This is a genomic window from Paraburkholderia sp. (assembly GCF_036488795.1).
Classification (GTDB): Bacteria; Pseudomonadota; Gammaproteobacteria; order Burkholderiales; family Burkholderiaceae; genus Paraburkholderia.
In genome coordinates, this window is record NZ_DASXHA010000177.1 from 1 (window position 1) to 26,046 (window position 26,046).

A 26,046-nucleotide genomic window follows, 5' to 3' on the forward strand; every position below is an offset into this window, starting at 1 on the left:
CAGCCTCAGCTTGTTCGCCCCCGCCGTCGTCGCCGTGATCTGCGTGCGCTTGTCGCGTTCGCCCAAATAGAAATGCTGACGCGCCGGCGAGTTCTGATCGTGCGTCGCCGCGGGCAGACACGACGCGATGTCCGCAGCGACGGCTTGCAACGCGTCCGCGCTCGAACCCGCATCGTGGTGCGGCGTCCACACACATTGATAGCTGTCGTGACCGGCGCTGCATTGCGCATCGTCGCCATACGGTTGCGCGACGCCGTTCACCTGCGCCGGACTCAGGCCGGCAAAACCGTTCGGCGCGGCATCGACGATTTGCTTTAGCGCGGCGCAGGGCGACGGCGCATCATCGGCGCGCGCCCGGCCAGGAATAAGCGCGGGCAGCAATGCACCGGCGGAGACCGCCGCAACCACCGCACGCGCAGCCAACGAATGGACCGTTTTCATAGGAGCGATTCCTTCGAAAGGACAAGGACTTCATAGGCAACCGTTCAACTCACCAGGCCTCGCCCATCCCAGGCAGCACAATCTGTGCCTCCAGCGATGCAACCGCCGCAACCCGTATCCACTCGTAACCGCGCCGCAACGGCCATAAAATCGCCTCACCGCTCGCTCTGGCACAATTTAACCCCTCTAATCGCCCGTTTGATCTTCACGGCAGCGGTGTACCGTCATATCCTTGGCGAAATTGCGTAAATAGCGCCTCCGGGGCCATGCCCCGCCTTCTTTCCGTCAAAGAGACACCGAACATGGCAACAGTCACGCCGCGCGCAAGCAACCCCAACCTGCCGGGTGTGCTCAGCACCGGCCGCCTCACACTCAGCAAGCGCATCGTGTACAGCTTCGGCGCGTTATTCCTGCTGATGCTTGTCATGGCCGTGATTTCATACACGCGTTTGCGCGCGATCGACGATGAGGCCGTCAGTCTCGCGCACGACTCCGTGCCGGGCCTCTTTCTCGCTACCTCGTTGCGCGCGGCATCGAACGAAAGCTATGCCACGCTCGAGCGGGCGCTCTTCGTCGATCAGGACGCCGACAGTGTGAAACGCGATTTCGACCATCTGCCCGACGCACTGCGTTCCTTCGACAAGGTGTTCGGCGACTATCAGAGCACGGTCTTTCGCGACGATGATCGCACCCGTTTCAATGACTTCAAGAACGCCTACGACCAGTATCGGACGTTGTTCGACGACATCGTGCGCAAAGCGCAGACGTCGAAGCCGGCAGCCCAGGCCGACTTTGGCAAACTCACGTCGAGCTGGAACAACGTGGTCGCAACCGCCAATACGATGGTCGCGGAAAACCACCAGCAGTCGAATGATTCGACGCAGCTGATCCGCCGCTCCGTCGAAGGTACTGAAATCACGCTGGCCACCGCGCTCGGCGTGGTGCTGCTGGTCGCGCTCATCACCGGTTACACGCTCTTCAAGGCCGTCACGGTGCCGATGGCGCGCCTCGTCGAAGTGCTCGACATCATGCGTACCGGCAATCTCGCGCAACGTCTGAACCTGCGCCGCAGCGACGAGTTCGGCACGCTGGAAAACGGCTTCAATCGCATGGCCGAGGAGTTGACGAGCCTCGTATCGCAGGCGCAAAAATCGTCGTTGCAGGTAACGACGTCGGTGACCGAAATCGCCGCGACTTCAAAAGAGCAGCAGGCCACGGCGAGCGAAACCGCTGCGACCACCACCGAGATCGGCGCGACTTCGCGCGAGATCTTCGCCACGTCGCGCGATCTGCTGCGCACCATGAACGAAGTGGCCAACGTGGCCGAAGAATCCGCGACACTCGCCGGCGCGAGCCAAAGCGGCCTCACCCGCATGGAAGACACCATGCGCAGCGTCATGGAAGCGGCAGGCTCGGTCAACGCCAAGCTGTCGATCCTCAACGACAAAGCGGTCAACATCAATCAGGTGGTGGCCACCATCACGAAGGTGGCCGATCAGACCAACCTGCTGTCGTTGAACGCCGCGATCGAAGCCGAGAAAGCCGGCGAATACGGCCGCGGCTTTGCGGTGGTAGCCACGGAAATCCGCCGTCTCGCGGATCAGACTGCGGTCGCGACCTACGACATCGAACAGACGGTCAAGGAAATCCAGTCAGCTGTTTCGGCCGGCGTAATGGGCATGGACAAGTTTTCCGAGGAAGTGCGCCGCGGCATGCGCGATGTGCAGCAGGTAGGCACGCAGCTCTCGCAGATCATCTCCGAAGTGCAGACGCTCGCGCCGCGCTTCCAGCTCGTCAACGAAGGCATGCAGACCCAGGCCACCAGCGCCGAGCAGATCACCCAGGCCCTGTCGCAATTGTCCGAGGCGGCGCAGCAGACCGCTGAGTCGTTGCGCCAGTCGTCGCAAGCGATCGACGACCTCACGCTCGTCGCCAATCAGTTGCGCACCGGCGTGTCGCGCTTCAAGATCGACGCCTGACGCGCGGCACGTTCACAGCGAACCCTTGCAATGCTCTTTCTTCTCTTCGATCTGGCTGGCGACCGTTACGCGCTCGACGCAGCGGGCATCGTCGAGGTGCTGGCGCTGACGCCCACCAAGTCGATCCCCGGCGCGCCCGCGTGGGTCGCCGGCATGTTCGAGCGGCATGGAGAGGCGGTGCCGGTGATCGACGTGCCGCAGCTCGCGCTGGGCCGCCCGGCGCGCCAGCTTCGTTCGACGCGTCTCGTACTGGTCCGCTACACCGCAGCTCCGGTCGGTGACGAAACACCGCCGGGCCGTCTGCTGGGCCTGATCGTCGAGCAGGCGACGCAGACGCGTCGCATCGAGCGCGAGCGGTTTGCCGACAGCGGCATTGCGACGCCGCATGCGCGCTGGCTCGGTCCGGTTGCGAACGAGGACGTGGGCCTCGTCCAATGGATCGACGTACACCATATGCTGAGCGACGAAGTGAGGGCATTGCTGTTCCCGCCCGACACCTGCACACAACCGCAAGCGGACAGCCGATGAGCACCATGCACGCCACCGATCCGCGCTTCGAGGCCTGGCTCCTGCGGGAGACCGGTATCGACGCGTCGGCGCTCGGCATCAGCACGCTCGAACGCGCGGTGCTCGAACGGGTGCGCAGCCTCGGTGCGCACGATCCGGCGGCCAACGACGCGGCTCACGCGGTCGAGGCGTATTGGCAACTTCTGAACACCTCGCCGGAAGAAAAGCAGGCACTGGTTGAAGGGCTCGTCGTTCCCGAAACCTGGTTCTTTCGCGACCGCGAGGCGTTCGTCGCACTCGCGCGGCTCGCCAATGAGCGCCTCGTGCGCGAGCCCTCGCGGGTGCTGCGCGTGCTGAGCGCGCCCTGCTCGAGTGGCGAGGAACCGTATTCGGTAGCCATGGCTTTACTCGACGCGGGCATCGGCGCCGAACGTTTTGTGATCGACGCGCTCGACATCAGCGCGCGCGCCATCCAGCTCGCGCAACGCGCCATCTATGGACGCAATTCGTTTCGCGGCGGCGAACTGGCGTTTCGCGACCGCCATTTCGCGTCGACGGAAGGCGGCTGGGCGCTAAGCGAGCGGGTCCGCGACACAGTGCGCCTTTTGCAGGCGAACCTGTTCGACGCGCCGGACAACCCCGACGCGCGTTACGACTTCATCTTCTGTCGCAACGTGCTGATCTATTTCAACCGGGAGGCGCAGGACCGCACCGTGCAGCTGCTCGACGCGCAGCTGGCGGACGGCGGCACGATCTTCGTCGGGCCCGCCGAAACCGGCATGATGATGCGCCACGCGCTGAGCTCGGCGCGGATTCCGCTGGCCTTTGCGTTTCAGCGTACCCCGCCGGAAGAGCTCGCGGCACAGCGCGCGGCGCCTTTACGCAACGCGTCGTTCGCCGCTGCGTCTGCAGGTAAAGCCAGCCAGCCAGGTGCAGCGGTTGGTGCAGGTTACTGGCACGCCGCAAAGAAAGCACCGCCGCTAGCCGGAGCCGCACGCGCCACCACCCAACCCGGCACGCCGGCTGCCACAAGGCCCGCAGTAAAAACCGCCGCCGCACCTCGGCAACTTGCGGCAGCGGCCACGGGAACCGACAGTTCTCCTTCGCCCTCTTCCGCCTCGCTCGCCGACGCGCGCCGCCTCGCCGATGCCGGCCGGCTCGATGAAGCCGAGCGAGAGGCGCACGCATTCGCGATCCTGCACGGACCGGATGCCGAAGCGTTCTATCTGCTCGGTCTGATCGCCGATGCCCGCAGCCGCAGCGCCGACGCGATCGACTATTACCGCAAGGTGCTCTATCTGGAACCCGGTCACTACGAAGCGCTGACCCAGCTTGCCGCGCTGCTCGATATGAACGGCGACAGTACCGGCGCGCAGCAACTCATGCGCCGCGCGCAACGCGCAGCCACACGGGCCGCCTCATCTGCCCAGGCATCCAGCGCTGCTGGACATCTGAACCCGTTAAGAGGATTCCATGGCTCACGGCGCCGTTGAGAACGCCAGCGCGATGACGCTCGTCGACGATTGCTGGAATCGGATCGGCACGCGCGGCGACGGCTCGTGTCCGAAGCTCGTCGAACATACGCGCTGCCGGAATTGTCCAGTGTTCGAACAAAGCGCGGCCAGATTGCTCGATCGTCCGTTGAGCGATGCCGATCTCGCCGAAGCCGCGCAAATCGCAGGGGCGGCGCCCGGGGCGCTGCGGCGCGACAACGTCGCGGGCGCATCGGTGGATGCGGGCTCCGTGGCAGAGTCGGCGGCAACGCAATCGGCGCTTGTGTTCCGCATCGCGGACGAGTGGCTCGCGCTGCCCACCGCCGCGCTGCGCCAGATCGACGACATCCGCCCGATCCATTCGCTGCCGCATCGGCGCAATCGAGTCGTGCTGGGTCTCGTCAATATTCGCGGCGCGTTGACGGTTGCGGCGTCGCTCGGCGAATTGCTGAATCTTGATCGCACGGGTGATGGCAAGCACGCAATGCGCAAGAGTTACGCGCGCATGCTGGTGGTGGCGCACCGCGGCGAACCCGTGGCTTTGCCGGTCGATGAGGTTGAAGGTGTGATGCGCTTCGCACCCGGTTCGTTGATGCCCGTACCGACGACGCTCGCCCACGCGAGCGCATCGCATGCGCGCGGCATCCTCGCCTGGCGCGATCGCACCATCGGCCTGCTCGACACCGACCGCGTTTTCGATTCGCTCGCCCGGAGTCTGCGATGAGTGTCGATGACGATCTGAGCCGTCTGTCCCTGCTCGAACTGTTCCGCGAAGAGGCGCAGACGCAGGCACGCGTGCTGTCGAATGGACTGCTGGCGCTCGAGCATCGGCCAACGGATGCATCGCAACTCGAAGCCTGCATGCGCGCTGCGCACTCGCTGAAGGGAGCCTCGCGCATCATTGGTCTGCAAGTGGGCGTCGACATTGCGCACGTGATGGAAGAATGCTTTGTCGCCGCGCAGCGCGGTACGTCGACGCTTTCTACTGCGCATATCGACGAACTGCTGCGCGGCGTCGATCTCCTGCTGCGCGCGGGCGAGGCAGATCCGGCGGCCGCCTTGAAGCCAGCGGAGGTGGCTGGATTCGTCACGCGGCTTACAGCATTTAGCGCGTCTCGCACCGCGCAGCATGAAGGGCGCGTGACGGATCCGGATCAGTTGTTGCCGTCTTCCTGGCAGTCCCTCGCAAACGGCGCTGCCGTGCCCGAAAACGAAGAAGATGCCGGCGATGCGACCCTGCGCGCCGCACTCGCCATTCTCAACGCAGAGGCGGCCAGGCTGACACCGGGTGCTGGAGACCTGTCGCCAGCGGTCACGGATTCCACCGGCACGAACCCGACAGAATCCGCGCCTGATTTACGGCCTTCTGTGAACATCCACGGAGCGCGCGATCCGAACCGGATGCTGCGTGTACGCGCCGACAATCTGGACCGGCTGTTGAGTCTGTCGGGCGAGTCGCTCGTCGAGTCACGCTGGCTCAAGCCGTTCGCCGAGTCGATGCTACGTGTCAAGCGCACGCAGCGCGATGCGGCGCGCGCGCTCGATACCTGTTTCGAAACACTCGCGGAACGTCTCGACCCGGAAGCGCTGGCCGCGCTCGACGCCGTGCGCCAAACGCTCGGAACCATGCAGCATGTGCTGGCCACGCGGATTGACGAGCTGGACCGGTTCGATCGCCGCAGCACCCATCTCGCGCAACAGCTTTACGACGAAGCGCTGCAATGCCGGATGCGTCCGTTCGGCGACGCGACGCATGCGTATCCGCGCATCGTGCGCGATCTGGCGCGCTCGCTTGGCAAGCGTGTGCAGTTTTCGATCGTGGGCGAGGCGACGCAGATTGACCGCGACATCCTCGATATGCTCGATGCGCCGCTCGGTCATCTGCTGCGCAACGCGCTCGATCATGGCGTTGAAACACCTGCGCAGCGGCTTGCGCAAGGCAAGGCGGCCGAAGCTCATCTCACCCTGGAGGCGCGGCATAGTGCGGGCAAGCTGCTGATCAGCGTGAGCGACGACGGCGCGGGAATCGACCTCGATGCGTTGCGCGCCGCCGTCGTGCACCGACACCTCGCCGATGACCCTACCGCGGCGCGCCTGTCCGATCAGGAACTGTTCGAATTCCTGCTGCTACCCGGATTTTCGATGCGCGCGCAAGTGACCGACGTGTCGGGCCGCGGCGTCGGACTCGATGCCGTGCATGAGATGGTCAAGGCGGTGCGCGGCACGGTGCGCATCCATAACGAGCCGGGGCGCGGCACGCGTTTCGTGTTGCAGTTGCCGCTCACGCTGTCCGTGATTCGCAGCTTGCTCGTGCAGGTCGGTGGCGAAGCGTATGCGTTTCCACTGGCGCATGTGCGTCGCACGCTCGAACTCGCGCGCAGCGAGATCGACATGCTCGAAGGTCAGCAGCATTTTTCCTTTGACGGCAAACCGGTCGGGCTCGTGACTGCGCATCAGTTGCTCGATACCGGCGCGCCCGAAGAAGCGCGCGCCAGTGTCGCGGTGGTCGTGATAGGCGATGAACGCGGCACCTACGGTGTCGCGGTGGACCGCTTCCTTGGCGAGCGTATGCTGGTGGTCCAGCCGCTCGACAGCCGCCTCGGCAAGGTCAAGGACATCGCGGCCGGCGCGTTGATGGAGAACGGTGAGGCCGTGTTGATCATCGACGTCGAGGATCTGCTGCGCTCAGTGGACAAGCTCGTACGTGGCGGACAGCTCGACAAGGTGCATCGCGCACAGGACGTCGCGGCGCGGCATCGCAAGCAGGTGCTGGTGGTCGAAGATTCGCTGACGGTGCGCGAACTGGAGCGCAAGCTGCTCGAGAAGCGCGGCTATCTGGTCACGGTGGCGGTTGACGGCATGGACGGCTGGAATGCGCTGCGCAATGCGAACTTCGATCTGGTGGTGACGGACATCGACATGCCGCGCATGGACGGGATCGAACTGGTTACGCTGATCAAGCGCGATGCGTTGCTGAAAACGGTGCCGGTGATGATCGTGTCATACAAGGATCGCGACGAAGATCGCCGCCGCGGACTCGATGCGGGCGCCGACTATTATCTGGCCAAGGGCAGCTTCCACGACGAAGCGCTACTCGATGCAGTGCACGACCTGATCGGAGAGGCACAGACATGAACATCGGCATCGCCAACGACCTGCCCCTGGCGGTTGAAGCCATGCGGCGCGCCATCGCGCTGCGGCCCGAGCACCGCGTGCTATGGGTGGCCGCGGACGGCGCGCAGGCCGTGGACTTCTGCATCGCCCAGCCACCGGATGTCGTGCTGATGGACCTGATCATGCCGAAGTTCGACGGCGTGGAAGCCACTCGCCGCATCATGGCGCGCGCACCCTGCTCGATCCTGATCGTCACGAGCAGCGTAGGCGCGAATGCGTGGCGCGTCTATGAAGCGATGAGCGCCGGTGCGCTGGATGCGGTCGACACACCCACGCTCGCCGACCATCGCGTGGCCGACGCAGCACAACCGCTGCTGGCGAAAATCGATCAGATTGGCCGTTTGCTCGACAAGCCCGCGGCATACCAGCAACGGCCCAGCGCGCCGCTGACACGTGGCGACGCGCCACTGATTGCGATTGGCGCGTCAGCCGGCGGACCGGGTGCGCTTGCAACCATACTCGGCAACTTACCCCCTGATTTCAGCGCGCCGATTGTGATCGTGCAGCACGTCGACAAGGCGTTCGCGCAAGGCATGGCGCAATGGCTCGACGAACAGACGCTGCTGACGGTGCGGGCTGCGGTGAGCGGCGACACGCCGCAGCCGGGCCAGGCGTTGCTGGCCGCGACCAACGATCACCTGCATCTGACGCGCCATGGCTCGCTCGATTACACGCGTGAACCGGCCGACACGCCCTATCGTCCATCCGTCGATGTGTTTTTTCACAGCGTGGTGGAGCACTGGCACGGCGATGCCGTGGGCGTGTTGCTGACCGGCATGGGGCGGGACGGCGCGATTGGCCTGAAGGCGATGCGGGCAAAGGGATATCAGACGATTGCGCAGGATCAGGCAACCAGCGCGGTGTACGGCATGCCGAAAGCCGCGGCCGCGCTCGATGCGGCGCGCCTGATCTTGCCGCTCGGCAGCATTGCGGGCGAGTTGACGACGATCATCAAAAGATAAGATGCACGTGAACGTGCATGACATGCGCGACGCGTTTTTTCGACATGGGTACGAATATGGCAATTGATCAAACTGGCTCGTCTGACCAGCGAACCACAGGACCGGCCGAAGGCGAGAGTGCCGACGCCGCGCTCGAAGCGGCCCGCGCCGCGCTGCAACCGCCGCATCAGGTTACCGATCAACCGGTGATGGTCCTGCTGGTGGACGATCAGGCGATCGTCGCCGAAGCAGTGCGCCGCGCGCTGGCTCACGAAGACGGCATCGACTTTCACTATTGCGCCCGCGCCGACGAAGCGATGAAAGCCGCGGTTCAAACGCGGCCGACAGTTATCCTGCAGGATCTGGTGATGCCGGGCATTGACGGACTGACGCTGGTGAAGGCGTATCGCGCGACGCCGGCGATTCGTGATGTGCCGATCATTGTGCTTTCCACCAAGGAAGAGCCGGTCATCAAAAGCGCGGCGTTTGCGGCTGGGGCGAATGACTATCTGGTGAAGTTGCCGGATCGGATCGAACTGGTGGCGCGGATTCGCTATCACTCGCGCTCTTATGTGAATCTGCTGCAGCGGGATGAGGCATATCGGGCGTTGCGGCAATCACAGCAGCAGTTGCTCGAGGTGAATCTCGAACTGCGGCGCCTGACGCATTCGGATGGGTTGACCGGGCTTTCCAATCGACGCTATCTGGATGAGTATCTCGGTGCCGAATGGCGGCGTGGCGCGCGCGAGCAGAATGAGATGTCCATGCTGATGATCGACGTCGACAACTTCAAGCTCTACAACGATACGTATGGACACGTTGCCGGCGACGAAGTGCTCAAGCAGATTGCTTCGACGGTCGAAAAGTGTCTTGGACGACCCGGGGACCTGGCGGCGAGGTTCGGCGGGGAAGAGTTCGCAGTCGTTTTGCCGTCGACGCCTGTGAGCGGGATCAAGCAATTGGCCGAGAGAATCCGGGCCGAGGTCGAGGCTTTAGAGCTGCCGCATGTCAATTCTTCTACCGGGCAGTTCGTGACCATCAGTATTGGCGGGGCTTCCGTTATGCCCACGCCTGGGTCTGCCATCACTTCGTTGATCGAAGCAGCGGACCTCGCCCTGTATCGGGCCAAGCGAGCGGGGAAGAATCGGGTGGTGGTGGGGTAGCGCAGCGCGCTCACGATGATGCGGGATGTCATCGTGGGAGCGCGCGCCAGTGCTTACAGGTCTTCCAGGTGCGTGACAAAAGGCCGGATCTTCGCGTCGTCGGGATTCACATAGACGACGTCGGACGGCACACGACGCGGCGCGTCGACCGTCAGAAACACGGCCGGCGATTCAAGGATCTCGGTGATCGCGTGGACGGTGTTGCGCTCGAACGTGACCAGCTGGCCCGCCTCGAGAATGCGCGGCGCCTCGTCTTCGATCACGAAGCTGACCTTTCCGGTCAGAAGGTACAGATGCTCTTCGCACGTCTCGTGGTAATGGCGTGGAATGGGGTAATAAACACGAAAGATTCTTGAGCTTGCAGAGGGTTCGTCGGTGAGGTAGGTGTCGACGATTGTGCTAGTCGCCTCGTCCGGGAATTTGCCGACAATTTCTTTGACGTCGAAAAAGCTAAACAAGATTGCACTCCATCCGGGTGGGTGATGCGGCGACCTGGGGCCATAGCTTGCGTTGATGGGTGACACGGCTATGTGCGGGTCGCGCGCGCGGGATGAATGGATCCTGGCATGGGGTGATCAATCGCAGAATGCCCTTCGCTGCAAATGAGATTTGCGCAATGGGGGTGCCCTCCCCTAATCCCGACTCAACCACCTCTCGTCCACGTACCGCCACATCCTTTTCCAGGGTGGATCAGCAAACAGAATGAAGGCCCCCAACGCGAGGCACCCACAAAACAAAAACGTCCCCTTGTATCCCACGCCTGCCACCAGCATCCCCGAAAGCACGCCCGACAGAATCGACCCAACGCGCGACGAGTTAAAAAACAGCGCGGTGGCTTGCCCGGGCGAGCGTGGCATCAGATCCTGCACATACGTCATCCCGAGGCACGACGTCACCGCGACCACAAACGCGTTGAGCGCCTGCATCGGAATCAGGAACGTGACCGAATTCACCGCCGCCACGCAGATGAAATACAGCATGTGCACGACGGCGCACGCAGCCAGCCAGTGAAGCTTGTTCAGCGACGAGCCACGCGCGCCGAGCGCCAGCATCATCGGAATTTCGAGGAAAGCGCCAAGGCCGAGCATCACCGAGACGTCGATGCGCGTGCCGTGCAAGCCGTGCACGACATAGAGCGGCAGCACGATCATCGTCGCATTGGCCGCAAGGCCGATTAGCGTCAGCGCCAGCACCGACCGCCAGATCACGCGTTGCGGCGCGAGCGCATGCAGGTAATCCGGCTGAACCGGCGTGGCGGGCTCAGGCGTGGTCACCTCGAGCGACGACGCAGGTTCGCCGGGCAGCTGATCCGGCGGACTGGGCAATTCTCCTGCAGGCGCTTCGTGCATCCGCCAGATGATTGCGCCACACGCGGCAAAACAGGCCGCCGCAAACAGGAAGAGCCCGTAGAAGCCCGTCGCCGCGAGCACCAGTGCGCCCACCGACGGTCCAAACACCCACGCCACCGACAACACCGTGCGCAGCGTCGCGGTCGCAAAAGTTCGTTCGGCCTCGCTCGTCACCGGCAACGCCGAGCGGCCAAACGAAAACACCAGCGACATCGCCGAGCCGCCCGCGCCAAGAAACGCAATGCCGATAATCAGCAACGCCCGATAGTCGCGCACAAAACACAGCAACAGGAAGCCCAGCGCCGCCGCGGCAACCGCGGCCAGCAGCAGCGTGCGGTGATGTCCATGACGGTCGGACCATTTGCCGGCCCAGGCGCTCGCCGCCACCCCGCTCGCGGCAATCAGCGTCATGAAGAGGCCCAGCTTGAGCGGCGTCATTCCGGCGCGCTCGACGCCGAACAATGAAAGGTAGGGAGCGGTGAACGACATGGCCACTCCGAGCATCAGAGTGGCGCCTGCCAGCGGCATAAATGAATGAATGCGCGTAAGGCTGACGAGGCGGGAGTAATTCATCGAGGGGGCGAGGTTATGCCACCTGCATGTGCAAGCACGGAACGGCCCCGCGCACGCAGTTAGCTAGCGGCGATGGCTCACGCGACAGCATCCCGAAACGGTGCGGGCGCGACGCACAGCAAACCGGCAGTATGCCAAAGCTTGTTGAAACGCGTCAGCGCCCGCAACGCTTGTCAGCTTTTTTCGAGCCATGCCGCCACGTCCGCCGCCCCGAGTTCGCGCTGACCGAGCACGAATTGCGCGTCGTCCGGCGCCGGCACGCTCCACGCCAGATCTCCGTAGTTAAAGGCGAAGCGCAGGTTGCCGAGCCGCCGCAAGCGCGCGCCTTCCGGCAAGCGCAACACTTCGATAGCCGCCTCGCGGACGCTGCGTTCGAGCACGGCGCGCAACACCGCCGCATCAAAGCACGCGGTTGCCATGCGGACCCGGCCCGCCTGCACGACGGCAGGCACGCCATCGTCGAAGGACGCGACAACCTCGACGCCCTGGCCCGGTTCCACGTAGTCGCGCCAGCTGCGGCCGTGGCCTTCGACCCCGTCAACCGTCAACGAAGGCCGCAGCGACGGCCGCAGCGACTCGCTTTGCGACACCCGCACGTCCAGAACGGCCTGCAGCGGGCCCGGCGGCAACGTCGCGGGGATCGTGAAGTCCGCCGTCTTCGAGCCCGTGCGCGGGCCGAATAGCCACTGTGCGTCGCCGGCCTGGATCTGCCTGACGAGAGAGTCGGGCACGATCGGCAGCGACGGCGCCACCACCAGCTTGTAGCCGCTCAGATCCGCGCTTGCCGGCAGCAGGTCCACATCGACGCCCATTGCACGCAAACACGAGTACCACTCGAACACGAGGCGCTGATAGTCGAAATCCGCGCCGTGCCGCTGAATCTGCACGATCCAGTCCGCCGGATAGTCGAATAGCAGGGCCACCGGCGCGCGCGTCGCTTTGCCCAGCGCGGCGACATCGAACGAAGCCAGTTCGCGCCCGACCCGGCCGATTTCGTGGCCGCCGGCTGTCAGCTTGTCATCAGGTGCATTGATGCCCGAATGCATCTGTTCCTGCGCAAACGGCGCCTGACGCCAACGGAAATACGACACCAGCTCCGCACCGTGCGCGAACGCTTCCCACGTCCACAGACGCGCAATGCCGGCCTTCGGCACCGGGTTGTATGGCGCCCAGTTGACCGGGCCGACCTGCTGCTCCATCACCCACATGCGGCCCTTGCCGACGCCGCGATACAGGTCATGATTGAAGGCCGGAATGTCCGGGTGGCCGCTGCGCGCCCACTGATGCTTTTCGGCGTCGTCGAACCACAGCACTTCCGTGCGCGGCAGCGGATAGCTATCCCATGCGGCCACGTCCAGGCCGCTTTGCGCGAACTCGTAGTGATCGAAGCTCGTGAAAAAGCCCATGAAGTTGTGCAGCAGATCGCGTCCCGGCGCATGCTCGCGAATCAACTCGCCCTGCAGGCCGTGGAAGCTCGCGACTTCGCCGGATGCGAAACGCCGGAAGTCGAGCCAGTGGCTCGGGTTCGCGTCAGTGGGTGTGCGAGTCGGCAAACCGATTTCGTCAAAGCGCCGGTATTCCATGCTCCAGAACACGTTGCCCCACGCCTTGTTCAACGTTTCAATCTCGCCATAGCGTGCGGCCAGCCATTTGCCGAACCGCTCGCGGGCAGCTTCCGTATAACTCGGTGACGTGTCATGGCACGCCAGTTCATTGTCGGTCTGCCATGCGATCACTGCGGGATGCCTGCCGTAGCGCCGCACCATCTGCGTCACGATCTGCGCGCAGTACTTGCGATACACCTCGCTCGACATGTCGTAATGACGACGCGAGCCGAAGTTCTGTCTGATGCCGTCCGGCGTCACCGGCAGGATCTCCGGATGCAAGTCGATCAACCACTTCGGCGGCGTGGCAGTCGGCGTGCCGAGAATCACTTTCAGGCCGTGTTTCGCCAGTGTTTCAATCGCGGTATCCAGCCATGCCCATTCGTAACGGCCCGGTTCCGGTTCCATCCGGCTCCACGCAAACTCGGCAATCCGCACTCGGCTGATGCCCAGTTCGGCCATCCGGCGCGCATCGCTTTCCCATTGATGCTGCGGCCATTGCTCGGGGTAATAGCAGACTCCTAAATGCATGGTGCTCTCGCTGTACGTGATGATCTTGGCGATCGTTGTTTTGGCAAACGGTTTCGCGCAACGGCGCAGCACGTCACGCGTCTAGCGCGGCGTGCTGCTCTGTGCGACAAACAGTCATTGAGTAATCGGAAATAACGCGGGCCTTCAAGGCCGCTGCATCATCCTTTGGTGGCACCGAACGTCAGCCCCGTGACAAAGTGCTTCTGCATCGCGAAGAACATCACTACCGAAGGCAGCGCGGCCAGCACCGAACCCGCGGAGACGAGATTCCACGACGTCGTCCACTGCCCTCTCAATGCCGCGACACCTACCGTGATCGGCGCAGCGTCGTCGCCTTGCGTGAGACATAAAGCCCAGAAGTAGTCGTTCCAGACGAACGTGAAAACCAGAATACCGAGCGCGGCCAGGGCGGGGCGCACGAGCGGCAACACGATCTTTGAATAGATCGCCCATTCGCTGGCACCTTCCACGCGTGCGGCTTCGATCAGCTCATACGGCAACGCACGGATGAAGTTGCGCAGGAACAGCGTGCAGAATCCCGTCTGAAATGCGGTGTGAAACAGCACGAGACCCAGCACCGAGTTGTACAGACCGAGTGCCAGTGTGAGCTGTCGAACCGGAATCATCAGAATCTGCACCGGCACAAAATTGCCCGCCACGAAGATGGCCAGCAACACCAGGTTGCCGCGAAAACGGTAATTCGCGAGCGCATGGCCGGCCATCGACGCCAGAAAGATCGACACCGCGACCGATGGCAGCGTGATCAGCACGCTATTCCAGAAGTAGTGGAGCATCGGCGTTTGCGTGAGCGCCGTGCCGTAGTTCTCGATCATCGAAAAATGCTCGGGCCAGCCCCAGTAATTGCCGGCGGATAGTTCGTCGCTGGAGCGGATGGACGTAACCAGCACCGCAAGCAAAGGCAAGAGCCACAACAGCAACGCGCAAGGCAGCGAGATTTTGTAGAGCAGGCGGCTAGCCGGCCGCCAGCGGGAAACGGGCATCGGATACATGACAGTTCCTCAGGATTCGCTGCGCACGAGGCGCCGCAATTGCCATACGATAAACACCAGCATGATCAGGAACAGCACCACTGCAATCGCAGCGGAATAGCCTTCCCGGTAGTACTTGATGGCCTGGTCGTACATGAAATAGGCGAGCACGGTCGAACTGTCGAACGGACCGCCGCCGCTCATCACGGAGATCAGATCGAAACTTCGTAGCGCGCCGATCACGGTCAGCACGACTGCCATGAAGGTGGCCGGTCGCAGTTGCGGCAGAATCACATGCCACAGCAGCTTGAAACCTTTCGCGCCTTCCATTCGGGCCGCTTCGATCACTTCACTATTGATGCCGGTCAGCCCCGTCAGATACAGGATCATGCAGAACGGGATCTGCGGCCACAGCGCGGCAAAAATGATGCCGTAGGTGACATAGCGCGGATCGCCCAGCACCGGCACACCGTGTCCCACGATCAGTTTCAGCAGGCCGAAGGTTGGATCGTAAAACCATCCGAACACCAGCCCGACCACGACGCCTGGCAGGACGAACGGTGCGAAGAACAAGGATTTCGCGAGCCGGATACCACGCACGTTCTGATTCAGATACAACGCAAACGCGAGTCCGAACGGCGGCGCAAGCAGAAACAGCACGAGCCAGATAACGTTGTTCTTGAGCGCGGTGTAGAACGTATCGGAGTGCACCAGCTCCTGATAGTTGGCCAGACCGACGAAGGTTTTCGCCGTCATGCCATCCCAGTTATAAAAGCTCAGCACAATGCTGCTGAGCACCGGGTAGATCACATAGATCGCAAACAGCAGGCCACCCGGCAACAGAAACAACAGGGCCGTGCGATTGCGTCGGCGGCTAAGCGGCGCCGGCGCCTTCTTGCGCGCGCGGCTAACAGGTACTGCTTTGTCGGACATAGTCGTGGACACGTTCAGGTTCCTCGTCCAGATGCAGGTTGCCGGGTTGCGGCGCTCGCAAGCGACGTGCGAGGCGTCGCAACCCGTGCATTTCTTGCGTTACTGTCTGGCTTGATGCCTGGGCTACTTCTTGTAGATCCGCTGGCGGAACTGTTCAAGGTGATTCAGGATCGAGTCGATCTGGCTCGGGTCGCTATAGAACTGCTGCATACCCTTCATGCCTTCGTCGGCCATTTCCTTGGTCATGTCACGATCGTAGAACTGCGCGACACCGCCAGGCGTGCTCGACAGAATCTGGAAGCCGATCTTCGAAATCGGATCTTGCGGTTCCGGCGCCTGATTGTTCGACGGCAACTGACCCCAGCCCTTGGCGAGTTCGCCGTTGATCTGCGGCTGCGCGATAAACGCGAGCAGGCGATGCGCGTCCTTCTTGTTGCTGGCCTTCGCCGGAATCATCAGAATGTTGACCGGACCGTCTTCGGCCATTGCCACATTCGAATCGATCACAGGGAAGCGGAAATAGCCCATCTTGTCGCGCGTCGCGGCCGGCAGGCCCGCGGAGAAGAAGGTACCCATGAGCATCATCGATGCCTGGCCGTTGACGAGCAGCGGGCTCACCGAATCCACGTCGTAAGACAGCGCGTTGTCGACGAAGTACTTGTCGTCGATCAGCGTCTTCCACGTTGCATAGACCTTGCGAACGCGCGGGTCGGTATAGGCGATGTCGCCAGCCATCAATTGCTCATGAAACGCATAGCCGTTGATGCGCAGATCCAGATAGTCGAACCACGCCGCGAGCGTCCACGAGTCCTTGGCCGGCACGGCGATCGGCGCAATGCCCGCGGCTTTCAGTTTCTTGCAGTCTTCGAGGAACTCGTCCCACGTCTTCGGCTCGGTCGTGATGCCGGCTTTCTCGAACAGGTCCTTGCGGTAGAAGAAGCCGTATGAGTCGTAGCCGAGCGGCGCCGCGTACTGCTTGCCCGCATAGGTGGAAGGCGGTTTGACGGCCGCATAGGTCTGGTTCCAGCCGTTCTTCTGCCAGTCTGCGCTGAGGTCGTCCAGCAGGCCGCGTTTGGCGAAATACGCCATCCGTTCGCCGTTGTGCCAGCTCAGCACGTCAGGCGGATCTGTGGCGAGCCAACCCGACATCTGTACCTTATAGGCCTCTTCGCCCACGTAGGTCACTTTCAGATCCACGTCGGGGTTCGCTTTTTCGAACTGGTCGAATGCGCTTTGCCACACCTGGCGCTGATTGCCGCGCGCGGATACCGTCACGCGCAAGGTTGCGGCGTCGGCGTAGCTTGCGGCGGTCATCGCAAGACATGCGATCCCTGCCAGTAAAACCTTGCTTGCTTTGAACTTCATCGTCGTCTCCTATATTCACTTTATGTTGGCGGCTACTTGAGGCACTTCGAATGCCGAAGGGCCGGCCGCCCTCGTCGCTGCTAGTTCGCTAATGAAGCGAAACCTGGCGCGCCACGGCAACTGCATCGCCCCGTTCGTCGAACAGGTGCGACGAGGCGGCCGAGACGTAAAAGACCTGCCGTTCGCCCGTGCGAATCCGGCTCGTACCCGGCGCTTTCGCGATCAGCGGGCGCTGACCGGACTGATCGAAATGCACGTAGGTCACTTCGCCCAGTTGCTCCGTGAACGCCACTTCACGCGAGAGGGCGAGTCGTTCGCTGTCTGCTTGCGGTGCGCTCAGCGTGAGATGTTCAGGACGCACGCCAAGCGTGACAGGTGCGCCTGCCTGCAAAGTGGCTTCCACGAGGCGCTCCGTCAACGCCAGCGTCTCGCCGCTGTCGTCGAGCCTGATGTCGACGCGATTGGCCGTCGTCGAGACCACATGCGCGGGCAGAAAATTCATGCGTGGCGACCCAATGAAGCCTGCCGCAAACAGATTCGCGGGCCGGTGATACAGATCCAGTGGCGAGCCGATCTGGGCGACACTGCCGAGCCGCGCCATGTCTTCGCCGGCGCGCAGCAGCACGATCTTGTCCGCGAGCGTCATCGCTTCAACCTGATCGTGCGTGACATAGACGGAACTGGCCTGCTCGAAGCGGTTATGAAGCCGGCCGATCTCGATGCGCGTTTGCGCCCGCAATGTCGCGTCCAGGTTGGATAACGGTTCGTCGAAGAGAAATGCTTTGGGCTCCCGAACAATTGCGCGACCAATCGCAACACGTTGCCGTTGCCCGCCGGACAACGCGCGCGGCTTGCGTTCAAGCAATGCTTCAATCTGCAGAACGCGCGCGGCTTCGTTCACGCGGCGACGAATCTCATCGTTCGAGACCTTCGCAATCCGCAGACCAAACGCGATGTTTTCGAACACCGACATATGCGGAAACAGCGCATAGCTCTGGAACACCATTGCAACGCCGCGTGAAGCGGGCTGCACTTCGTTCATGCGCTCGCCGCCAATCTTCAGTTCACCGGCACTCAAGTCTTCGAGCCCTGCGATCAGACGCAACAGCGTGGATTTACCGCAGCCGGACGGTCCGAGGAACACGCAAAACTCGTGCTCGCCGATGTCGAGGTTAACATCGCGCAACACTGGCGGATGGTCACCGTACGACTTCGAAATGTTTCTAAGGGAGATCGCGGTCATGGTTTTCCCGAGTCGAATTTCTGGAAATTTAAGCGCTTAAATTTTTCGACGGAAAAACCGCTCTTTGATTTAACATGTCTTCCTCCTGTGTCTTGAACGTGAAAGTAGCTGAGCTGTTCGAGACACGCAAATCTTACTAGACCATCTCAATATATGGGTGATGTGCCCACCAAGTGGCGCGACACGACCACGACGCACTCGTTTACCCTCACGGCGGCCTATCGCCCATGGTGACGCTTGCCGAAGTCGCGCAACGCGCGCAGGTCACCGCCGCGACGGTATCGAACGTGCTGCGCAATCCGCAGAAGGTCAAGCCGACCACCGTGGAGCGTGTAATGGCCGCGGTGCGCGAGCTGGGCTATCGCCCTAACCTCACCGCACGCGCACTCGCAGAGGGACGCACCTCGACGCTCGCCTTGATGCTGTCGAACATCTCGAACCCGTTTTATCCGGAATTCGTTCTGGAGGCCGAAACAGCGGCGCGGCGGCGCGGCTATTTTTTGCTGGTGTGCAACACGGACGACAACCCATCGATTGCGCGCGCGTATCTCGACAAGATTGCCGGCACGCTTGCCGCCGGTGTGATTGTGATGAATACCGATGTCAGCGCGGCCGAACTTGCGGAGATTGCACAGCGCGGCTCGCCGCTCGTGCTGTGCATGTGGGAAGGCGCGCAGGCAAGCCGCGCGCTGCCCTGCGTGACCGTCGACTATGCACACGCGGGTGAGTTGGCTGCGGCGCATCTGCATGAACTCGGGCATCGCAAGATTGGCGCGTTGCTCGGCGAAGGCTCGGGCGGCCCGCAATCGGAGCGGCTCGCGGGTTTCATCGAGGCGCTGAACGCGCGTGGCATCGCCACTGATGCGATCAAGGTGCGCGCCTGTAGCGACGCGATCGAAGCGGGCTACGACGCGGCTCGCGCGCTATTGACCGAGCAGCCCAAACTCACCGCCTTGTTCGCGACCAACGACCTGATGGCAATTGGCGCGATTCAGGCGGCCGCGGATATCGGCAAACGCGTGCCACACGATCTGTCGGTGATCGGCCTCACTAACATCCATCTTGCCCACCAGTTTCGTCCGGCGCTCACTACGGTGAGTTTTCCGACTGCGTCCATCGCGTCGATTGCGGTCGCCTTGACGCTGGACCGGATCGAAGGCATCAAGCCCAGGCGCGACGCGTATAAGGTGCCGCTGTCGGAACTGGTCATCCGCGATACGACCGCGCCCGTGCCTAAGACCTCAACATCACGTCGAAAATAGCGCGCCTGGCGCATCAAAAGCAAAGGCCCCTCAATGAGGGGCCTTTTGCGTGCCGGCAGTGTGAATTGTGCGAGGCAGTCAGCACCGCCTCCCACGATCACGCCATGCGCTTAGCGCGACATCATGTTGATGCTGACGTTATGCATGATCCACAGCGAGCCGACGATCAGAATCACGGCCGTCAGCACGGTGAAGCCGAACGCCATGACGTTCCACCTCTGTTCCGACGATGTGTTCATGTGCAGGAAGCACACCAGGTGCACGATGATCTGCACGAACGCCAGACCAGCGATCAGCAGCACCGCATTCTGGCCTGAAACGGCACCGGTCAACACAATGCCGAATGCCGCAGCAGTCAGCACGACGGACAGGATGAAGCCAATCGCATAGCTGCCCAGACTGCCATGGCTCTCACCTGCGTGAGCGTTATGGCTATGGTCCATTAGATCACACTCGTAAGGTAGACAAAGGAGAAGACACCAATCCAGACGATGTCCAGAAAGTGCCAGAAAAGGCTCAGGCAGGTCAGGCGACGCACGGCCTGCTCGTCCAGTTTCGGGCTACGGATGACTTGCACCGACAGCACGAGCATCCACAGCAGGCCCAGCGTCACGTGCAAACCGTGCGTGCCGACCAGCGTGAAGAACGACGACCAGAACGCGCTGCGATCCGGACCCGCGCCCACCGAGATCAGGTGAGCGAACTCACGCAATTCGAGCACGAGGAACGAGGCGCCGAGCAGGAACGTCACCGCCAGCCAGAACAGCAGCGTACCCTTCTTGCCCTTGTACGCGCCGAGCATGGCGAAGCCGTAGGTGATCGAGCTCAGCAGCAGGGCTGCCGTTTCGAGTGCAACGCCGGGAATCTCGAACAGGTCCTTGCCGCTGGGGCCACCCGCAAACTGGTGGCTCATCACCGCGAACACTGCGAACAGCGACGCGAAGATGATGCAGTCCGTCATCAGGTACAGCCAGAAACCGAATACCGAATGCGACGGTACGTGGTCGTGGTCGTGCGCGTGTGACGGCGCCGCCATATTAGTTCTTTGAAGCATTAGTCGACCTCCGCCAACTCAAGCGCAGCGCCCGCGCCCGAACCAGAATTGCGTTCTTCGATCAGTTGGACCGTGTCCGCAGGAATGTAATAGTCGGTGTCGGTATCGAAGCTACGTGCAATAGCCGTACCAATCACGCCAACAATACCGACGATCGCCAGCCACCAGATGTGCCAGATTGCTGCGAAGCCGAGCACCAGGCTGAACATGCCGATGAAAAAGCCCGCGCTCGTGTTCGACGGCATGTGAATGTCGCGATACACCGGTTCGCTCGTGTGCTTCTTCGACTGTTCCTTCATGTGCGTGAACGCATCGAGTTCATGCACGGTCGGGATGATCGCGAAGTTATAAGCCGGCGGCGGCGAGCTGGTTGACCATTCGAGCGTGCGGCCATCCCACGGATCACCCGAAAAGTCGCGGTTTTCCGGCAGGTTGCGGTCACGAATGCTCACATACAGTTGCAGCAGTTGATGCGCGATACCGATCGCGATCAGCACAGCACCGACTTCAGCAAGCCACAGCCACGGACGCCATGCCGGATTGTCATAGTGATTCAGACGACGCGTCATGCCCATGAAGCCGAGCACGTAAAGTGGTGTGAACGCGACCCAGAAGCCGACTTGCCAAAACCAGAACGCGCGCTTGCCGAGCTTTTCGTTCAGCTTGAAACCGAACGCCTTCGGGAACCAGTAGTTGAAGCCGGCCAGATAACCGAACAGCACGCCGCCGATGATCACGTTGTGGAAGTGAGCAATCAGGAACAGGCTGTTGTGCAGCACGAAGTCCGCGCCCGGAATGGCCATCATCACGCCGGTCATACCGCCGATCGTGAACGTGATCATGAAGCCGAGCGTCCACAGTACCGGCGTCGTGAACTCGAGGCGGCCCTTGTAGATCGTGAACAGCCAGTTGAACACCTTCACGCCGGTCGGAATCGCAATGATCATGGTCGCGATGCCGAAGAAGGCATTCACGTCCGCGCCCGAACCCATCGTAAAGAAGTGGTGCAGCCAAACGAGGAACGACAGCACCATGATCGCGCAGGTCGCATAGACCATGGTCTTGTAGCCGAACAGCGGCTTCTTCGCGTACGTCGCGATGACTTCCGAAAAGATACCGAACGCCGGCAGGATCAGGATGTACACCTCCGGATGGCCCCACGCCCAGATCAGGTTCAGATACAGCATGGCGTTGCCGCCGCCTTCATTCGTGAAGAAGTGCATGCCGAGGTAACGGTCGAGGCCCAGCAGAGCCAGCGTGACCGTCAGGATCGGGAACGCAGCCATGATCAGCACGTTCGTGCAGAGCGCGGTCCACGTGAACACCGGCATCTTCATCAGCGTCATGCCCGGGGCACGCATCTTGATGATCGTGACGAAGAAGTTGATCCCGGTCAGCAAAGTACCGACACCGGAAAGCTGCAAGCTCCAGATGTAGTAATCTACTCCCACACCCGGACTAAACTTCAGCTCCGACAGCGGCGGGTAAGCCAGCCAGCCGGTCTGCGCGAATTCACCAATCACCAGCGAGACGTTGATCAGGATCGCGCTAACAGCTGTCATCCAGAAGCTGAGCGAGTTGAGGAACGGGTATGCCACGTCGCGTGCACCAATCTGCAGCGGCACGACCAGGTTCATCAGGCCCACCATGAACACCATCGCCATGAAGAAAATCATGATGACGCCGTGCGCGGAGAAGATCTGATCGTAGTGGTGCGGCGGCAGGTAGCCGGGGCTGAGATACGACAGTGCCAGCTGCGTACGCATCATGATGGCGTCGGCGAAGCCGCGCAGTAGCATGATGATGGCAACGATGATGTACATCACGCCGAGCTTCTTGTGGTCAACCGAGGTCAACCACTCGGTCCACAGATAGCGCCACTTGCCGAGATACGTCACGGTGCCCAGCACCGCGATCGCCGCAACGGCCATCATGGCAGCGGCGATCATGATAATCGGCTCGTGATACGGAATCGAGTCGAGGGTTAATTTACCGAACATGCTTTATCCCTTCGTCTTACAGTTGGCGTCATCTTTCATGTCCATGACATTGCCGTTGTTGTAGCGGGCGATGATGTTATGAAAGAGTTTGGGATCGACCGACGAGAAGTAGGTGACCGGTGCTTTTTCGCCAGGCTGCGACACGACGTTGTAGCGGTTCATGTCGAGGTTGTCCTGCGATGCACGCACCTTGGCGACCCACGCATTGAATTCTTCAGGCGACGAAGCAATGGCGCGGAACTTCATGTCCGAAAAGCCCTTGCCGCTGAAGTTGGCCGACTCGCCTGCATAGTCACCGGCTTCGTCCGCGATCAGGTGCAGACGGGTCTGCATGCCTGCCATCGCATAGATCTGGCCGCCAAGCTGCGGGATGAAGAACGAGTTCATCACCGAGTCAGACGTGATATTGAAGTTGACCGGCGTGCCGACAGGGAACTCGAGCTGATTGACCGTCGCAATACCGAGATCGGGGTAGATGAACAGCCACTTCCAGTCGAGTGCAACCACCTCGACATTGATAGGCTTCACCTGCGATTCAAGCGGACGATACGGATCGAGTTCATGCGTACTCTTCCAGGTGAGCACGGCGAGGAACAGAATGATCAGGCTCGGAATCAACCAGACGGCGATTTCAATGCCGGTCGAATGCGCCCACTTGGGACGGTATTCGGCGCTCTTGTTCGACGCACGATAACGCCAGGCAAATATCAGCGTCAGTGCAATAACCGGAATCACGACAATCAGCATGGCCCACGTCGACACGGCGATGAGCGAACGCTCTGCCATACCCACGCTGCCTTTCGGATCCAGCACATCCAGGTTACTGCAACCTGCCAGCAGCGAAACCAGACCGATTGAAGCAAGACTCATCGATCCTCGTAGAGTCATCCCTTTCATATCGATGGCCTGCTCTTAACGACTTTCACGAACATCATCCGACCATTCTCCTTAGTAAGCGGGTGCATAGTAAGGCCCCGTTATATCAACATAAACACTCAATTCTGCAACGAACTATTTCAACTCCAGGCGTGCGGCAAGTTGCCACACGTCATCGTGCGGATGACGTTGGGTTGCCTTGTATCAAGGGAAGAAGCGGGTGCCAGCGTTAAGAGCAGCCAGCGAGAAAGGTGACGGCGCAGCCGAACGGCTACACGCGCATAAAGCGACATAACGAGTAATTGTTAGAACGCCGCGCCCGATGAAAGGCGCGGCGCAAATACGTAATGTTTAGCCCGGCGCGTCGTGCCCGGTGCTTACTGCTGCACGAGCTTGTAAGCGCACGCCGTTTTCAGCAGATGCGGATTCTACCTGTTGTGGCTGCAACGAGCGATTGGTTTGTGCAAGCAAAGTTGCCGACGACGGATTGATTGCGTCAGTGAACGGTTTCGGATATACGCCGATTGCCAGAACAAGCACAGCCAACGCGCCGAGCAGGACGAACTCGCGCTTGCCCAGGTCGGTCAGCTTGGCGACACGCGCGTTCGCGATTGCACCGAAGATGACGCGCTTGTACATCCACAGCGTGTAGGCCGCACTCAAGATCAGTGTCAGCGCAGCGAGCGCGCCGATCCAGAAGTTGAAGCCGACTGCACCCATCAACACCATGAACTCGCCGACAAAACCCGCAGTGCCCGGCAGGCCCACGTTTGCCATGGAGAACAGCATCACGAAGACAGCGAACTTGGGCATGGTGTTGACCACACCACCGTAGGCGTCGATCGAGCCACTTTGCGTGCGGTCGTACAGCATGCCGGTGCACAACAGCAAGGCACCTGACACGATGCCGTACGAGATCATCTGCATGATCGCGCCGGACTGACCCAGCGGATTGAAGATGAACAGGCCGAGAGTGACGAGGCCCATGTGCGAAACCGACGAATAGGCGAGCAGCTTGCGGATGTCGGTTTGCACGAGCGCGAGCAGGCTTGAGTAGATCACCGCAACCAGCGACAGCGTGATCATGGCCGGCGCAAAGAAGTGCGCGGCATGCGGCGCGATCGGCAGTGCGAAACGCAGCAGACCATAACCACCGATCTTCAACATGCCGAGCATCACCGCTGCACCGGTCGGACCGTCGAGGTGGACGTCAGGCAACCAGGTGTGGACTGGCCACATTGGCACCTTCACCGAGAAGGCGGCGAGGAAACCGAGGAAGATCAGCACTTGCGGCACGAAGTCGAGCTGCGCCGAGCGCCACCGCTCGAGGTCGAAGCTATGTGTCTGCGCGAACAGGTACAGCATGGCGATCAGCATCAGCAGCGAGCCGATCAGCGAGAAGAAGAAGAACTTGACCGCGGCGTACGAACGATTCTGGTTGCCCCACGTGCCGATCAACAGGTACAGCGGAATCAGCGTCGCTTCAAAGAAGATGAAGAACAGCATGCCGTCCTGCGCGCTGAACACGCCTTGCATGAACCCCGACAGCATCAGGAACGAGCCGAAGTACTGCGCGCTGCGCATGGTGATCGACTCCCAGCCGGCGATCACGATGATCAACGTCGTGATCGCGGTCAGAACGATCAGCCAGAGGGATATGCCGTCCACGCCGAGGTGCCATGCGATGTCGAACGACGGCAACCACTTCACGTTCTCGACAAATTGGAGTGCCGGGAGGCCGTCCTGGAAACCGGCGACGAGCGGGATTGCGGGCAGGAGGCCGGCGATGGCCCCGATCAGCGCGAGCCAACGGGCACGTGCGGGAGAACCGGAACCTGCACGCAGAACGATGATGCCCGCCACAATGGGGATCCAGATCAGTAGGCTAAGAAGCGGTGGGGATTGCATTTGATCTTTAAAAGACTGAAGCTGAAAAAGCGTCCGGATCTAGGCGGTTAAACTGAAAGCATTGAAATTAAAATTACAATCTTCTTTCGCCAAACGGGCGCCACGCTCGAAACGAGGGCCGGGTCAACGCGGCTCAACGTCGCACATACCTCAAGGGTTAACGAGGATAACCCGAAATTAAAATTTTTGCAGCGCCGCAAACACTTAAGATGCGATTAATGCAGTAGTCGTAAGACTCTATTGCGGTCTTGGGTCTTGCGTACATGCGGCGAGATGTGCGATTGCACAAAAAATTGGGCGTTTTATATGGAAAACGTCCCTTTTTTGGTGCAGGTGGAGGGTGAATTGATTTGATTGACCAAATTGACTGGCGACAGAGCCCACGAGATCTTTTTATTACATCTAGAAAGATTCCGGGACTTGCCGTTCGCCAAGCTTACAGAATTCCGACTTAAAACTGACCCGCTAATATTTGGGCTTTTTAGCCCAAATATTGGTTAATCGTTGAAAATCAATTCCCGTAAACGCAGAAACCCCACCGTTGCGGGGTGGGGTTTCTGATGCTGCTGGGGAGCCTGACGATTACCTACTTTCACACGGGCAATCCGCACTATCATCGGCGTGGAGTCGTTTCACGGTCCTGTTCGGGATGGGAAGGGGT

General features: G+C 61.3%; 21 protein-coding genes and 1 rRNA gene. 8 read left to right on the forward strand and 14 right to left on the reverse strand.

What is annotated here, in order from left to right:
• Positions 1-441: hypothetical protein (locus VGH41_RS25940; RefSeq protein ID WP_331600529.1), on the reverse strand; the 441-nt coding region annotated here is incomplete at its 3' end.
• A gap of 302 nt (positions 442-743) precedes the next feature.
• On the opposite strand from VGH41_RS25940, the gene VGH41_RS25945 reads away from it, so the two are divergent.
• The 7 genes from VGH41_RS25945 to VGH41_RS25975 are packed head-to-tail and all read left to right on the forward strand — an operon-like array spanning position 744 to position 9,698.
• Entirely contained in the window at positions 744-2,420 is a 1,677-nt protein-coding gene (locus VGH41_RS25945; protein ID WP_331600530.1) for a methyl-accepting chemotaxis protein, read from the forward strand.
• Between the two features lie 30 nt (positions 2,421-2,450).
• On the forward strand, positions 2,451-2,948 hold the full coding sequence (locus tag VGH41_RS25950; RefSeq protein ID WP_331600531.1) for a chemotaxis protein CheW: 498 nt from the start codon (positions 2,451-2,453) through the stop codon (positions 2,946-2,948).
• Between the two features lie 5 nt (positions 2,949-2,953).
• The gene (locus tag VGH41_RS25955; RefSeq protein ID WP_331600550.1) at positions 2,954-4,420 is read left to right on the forward strand and encodes a CheR family methyltransferase; all 1,467 of its coding nucleotides are present in this window, start codon (positions 2,954-2,956) and stop codon (positions 4,418-4,420) included.
• Positions 4,401-5,144 (forward strand): chemotaxis protein CheW, encoded by a 744-nt coding sequence (locus VGH41_RS25960; protein WP_331600532.1) that lies wholly within the window; start codon positions 4,401-4,403, stop codon positions 5,142-5,144. The genes VGH41_RS25955 and VGH41_RS25960 overlap by 20 nt, the downstream gene beginning before the upstream one ends.
• Positions 5,141-7,555 carry a hybrid sensor histidine kinase/response regulator gene (locus VGH41_RS25965; protein ID WP_331600533.1) on the forward strand — a complete coding sequence of 805 codons (2,415 nt, stop codon included), beginning with the start codon at positions 5,141-5,143 and terminating at the stop codon, positions 7,553-7,555. Before VGH41_RS25960 ends, VGH41_RS25965 begins: the two co-directional genes overlap by 4 nt.
• Entirely contained in the window at positions 7,552-8,556 is a 1,005-nt protein-coding gene (locus VGH41_RS25970; protein WP_331600534.1) for a chemotaxis response regulator protein-glutamate methylesterase, read from the forward strand. The genes VGH41_RS25965 and VGH41_RS25970 overlap by 4 nt, the downstream gene beginning before the upstream one ends.
• A gap of 56 nt (positions 8,557-8,612) precedes the next feature.
• Positions 8,613-9,698, forward strand: coding sequence for a PleD family two-component system response regulator (locus VGH41_RS25975; RefSeq protein WP_331600535.1), 1,086 nt, complete (start codon positions 8,613-8,615; stop codon positions 9,696-9,698).
• 53 nt (positions 9,699-9,751) lie between these two features.
• On the opposite strand, the gene VGH41_RS25980 is transcribed toward VGH41_RS25975, so the two are convergent.
• The 7 genes from VGH41_RS25980 to VGH41_RS26010 form a co-directional block, all read right to left on the reverse strand.
• Positions 9,752-10,156: a cupin domain-containing protein gene (locus tag VGH41_RS25980; protein WP_331600536.1), complete on the reverse strand. Its 405-nt coding sequence runs from the start codon at positions 10,154-10,156 to the stop codon at positions 9,752-9,754.
• A gap of 174 nt (positions 10,157-10,330) precedes the next feature.
• Positions 10,331-11,620, reverse strand: coding sequence for a sugar efflux transporter (locus tag VGH41_RS25985; RefSeq protein ID WP_331600538.1), 1,290 nt, complete (start codon positions 11,618-11,620; stop codon positions 10,331-10,333).
• Positions 11,621-11,793: 173 nt separating this feature from the next.
• The gene (locus VGH41_RS25990) at positions 11,794-13,755 is read right to left on the reverse strand and encodes a beta-galactosidase (protein WP_331600539.1); all 1,962 of its coding nucleotides are present in this window, start codon (positions 13,753-13,755) and stop codon (positions 11,794-11,796) included.
• A gap of 158 nt (positions 13,756-13,913) precedes the next feature.
• Positions 13,914-14,765 carry a carbohydrate ABC transporter permease gene (locus tag VGH41_RS25995; protein WP_331600540.1) on the reverse strand — a complete coding sequence of 284 codons (852 nt, stop codon included), beginning with the start codon at positions 14,763-14,765 and terminating at the stop codon, positions 13,914-13,916.
• 9 nt (positions 14,766-14,774) lie between these two features.
• Positions 14,775-15,677 (reverse strand): carbohydrate ABC transporter permease, encoded by a 903-nt coding sequence (locus tag VGH41_RS26000; RefSeq protein WP_414696722.1) that lies wholly within the window; start codon positions 15,675-15,677, stop codon positions 14,775-14,777.
• Between the two features lie 123 nt (positions 15,678-15,800).
• The gene (locus tag VGH41_RS26005; protein ID WP_331600542.1) at positions 15,801-17,042 is read right to left on the reverse strand and encodes an ABC transporter substrate-binding protein; all 1,242 of its coding nucleotides are present in this window, start codon (positions 17,040-17,042) and stop codon (positions 15,801-15,803) included.
• A gap of 88 nt (positions 17,043-17,130) precedes the next feature.
• Positions 17,131-18,285 carry a sn-glycerol-3-phosphate ABC transporter ATP-binding protein UgpC gene (locus VGH41_RS26010; protein WP_331600543.1) on the reverse strand — a complete coding sequence of 385 codons (1,155 nt, stop codon included), beginning with the start codon at positions 18,283-18,285 and terminating at the stop codon, positions 17,131-17,133.
• 227 nt (positions 18,286-18,512) lie between these two features.
• Between VGH41_RS26010 and VGH41_RS26015 the strand changes: the two genes are divergently transcribed.
• Positions 18,513-19,547: a LacI family DNA-binding transcriptional regulator gene (locus tag VGH41_RS26015; RefSeq protein ID WP_331600544.1), complete on the forward strand. Its 1,035-nt coding sequence runs from the start codon at positions 18,513-18,515 to the stop codon at positions 19,545-19,547.
• Between the two features lie 110 nt (positions 19,548-19,657).
• On the opposite strand, the gene cyoD is transcribed toward VGH41_RS26015, so the two are convergent.
• From cyoD to rrf, 6 genes are all read right to left on the reverse strand, one after another.
• On the reverse strand, positions 19,658-19,990 hold the full coding sequence (gene cyoD, locus VGH41_RS26020; RefSeq protein ID WP_331600545.1) for a cytochrome o ubiquinol oxidase subunit IV: 333 nt from the start codon (positions 19,988-19,990) through the stop codon (positions 19,658-19,660).
• Positions 19,990-20,601: a cytochrome o ubiquinol oxidase subunit III gene (cyoC, locus tag VGH41_RS26025; protein ID WP_331600546.1), complete on the reverse strand. Its 612-nt coding sequence runs from the start codon at positions 20,599-20,601 to the stop codon at positions 19,990-19,992. The genes cyoD and cyoC overlap by 1 nt, the downstream gene beginning before the upstream one ends.
• Positions 20,601-22,601, reverse strand: coding sequence for a cytochrome o ubiquinol oxidase subunit I (cyoB, locus tag VGH41_RS26030; protein WP_331600547.1), 2,001 nt, complete (start codon positions 22,599-22,601; stop codon positions 20,601-20,603). The genes cyoC and cyoB overlap by 1 nt, the downstream gene beginning before the upstream one ends.
• A 3-nt stretch (positions 22,602-22,604) precedes the next feature.
• The gene (cyoA, locus tag VGH41_RS26035) at positions 22,605-23,498 is read right to left on the reverse strand and encodes a ubiquinol oxidase subunit II (protein WP_331600548.1); all 894 of its coding nucleotides are present in this window, start codon (positions 23,496-23,498) and stop codon (positions 22,605-22,607) included.
• 330 nt (positions 23,499-23,828) lie between these two features.
• Positions 23,829-25,385, reverse strand: coding sequence for an NADH-quinone oxidoreductase subunit M (locus tag VGH41_RS26040; protein ID WP_331600549.1), 1,557 nt, complete (start codon positions 25,383-25,385; stop codon positions 23,829-23,831).
• 573 nt (positions 25,386-25,958) lie between these two features.
• A 5S ribosomal RNA gene (rrf, locus tag VGH41_RS26660) occupies positions 25,959-26,046 on the reverse strand; the annotation flags it as partial.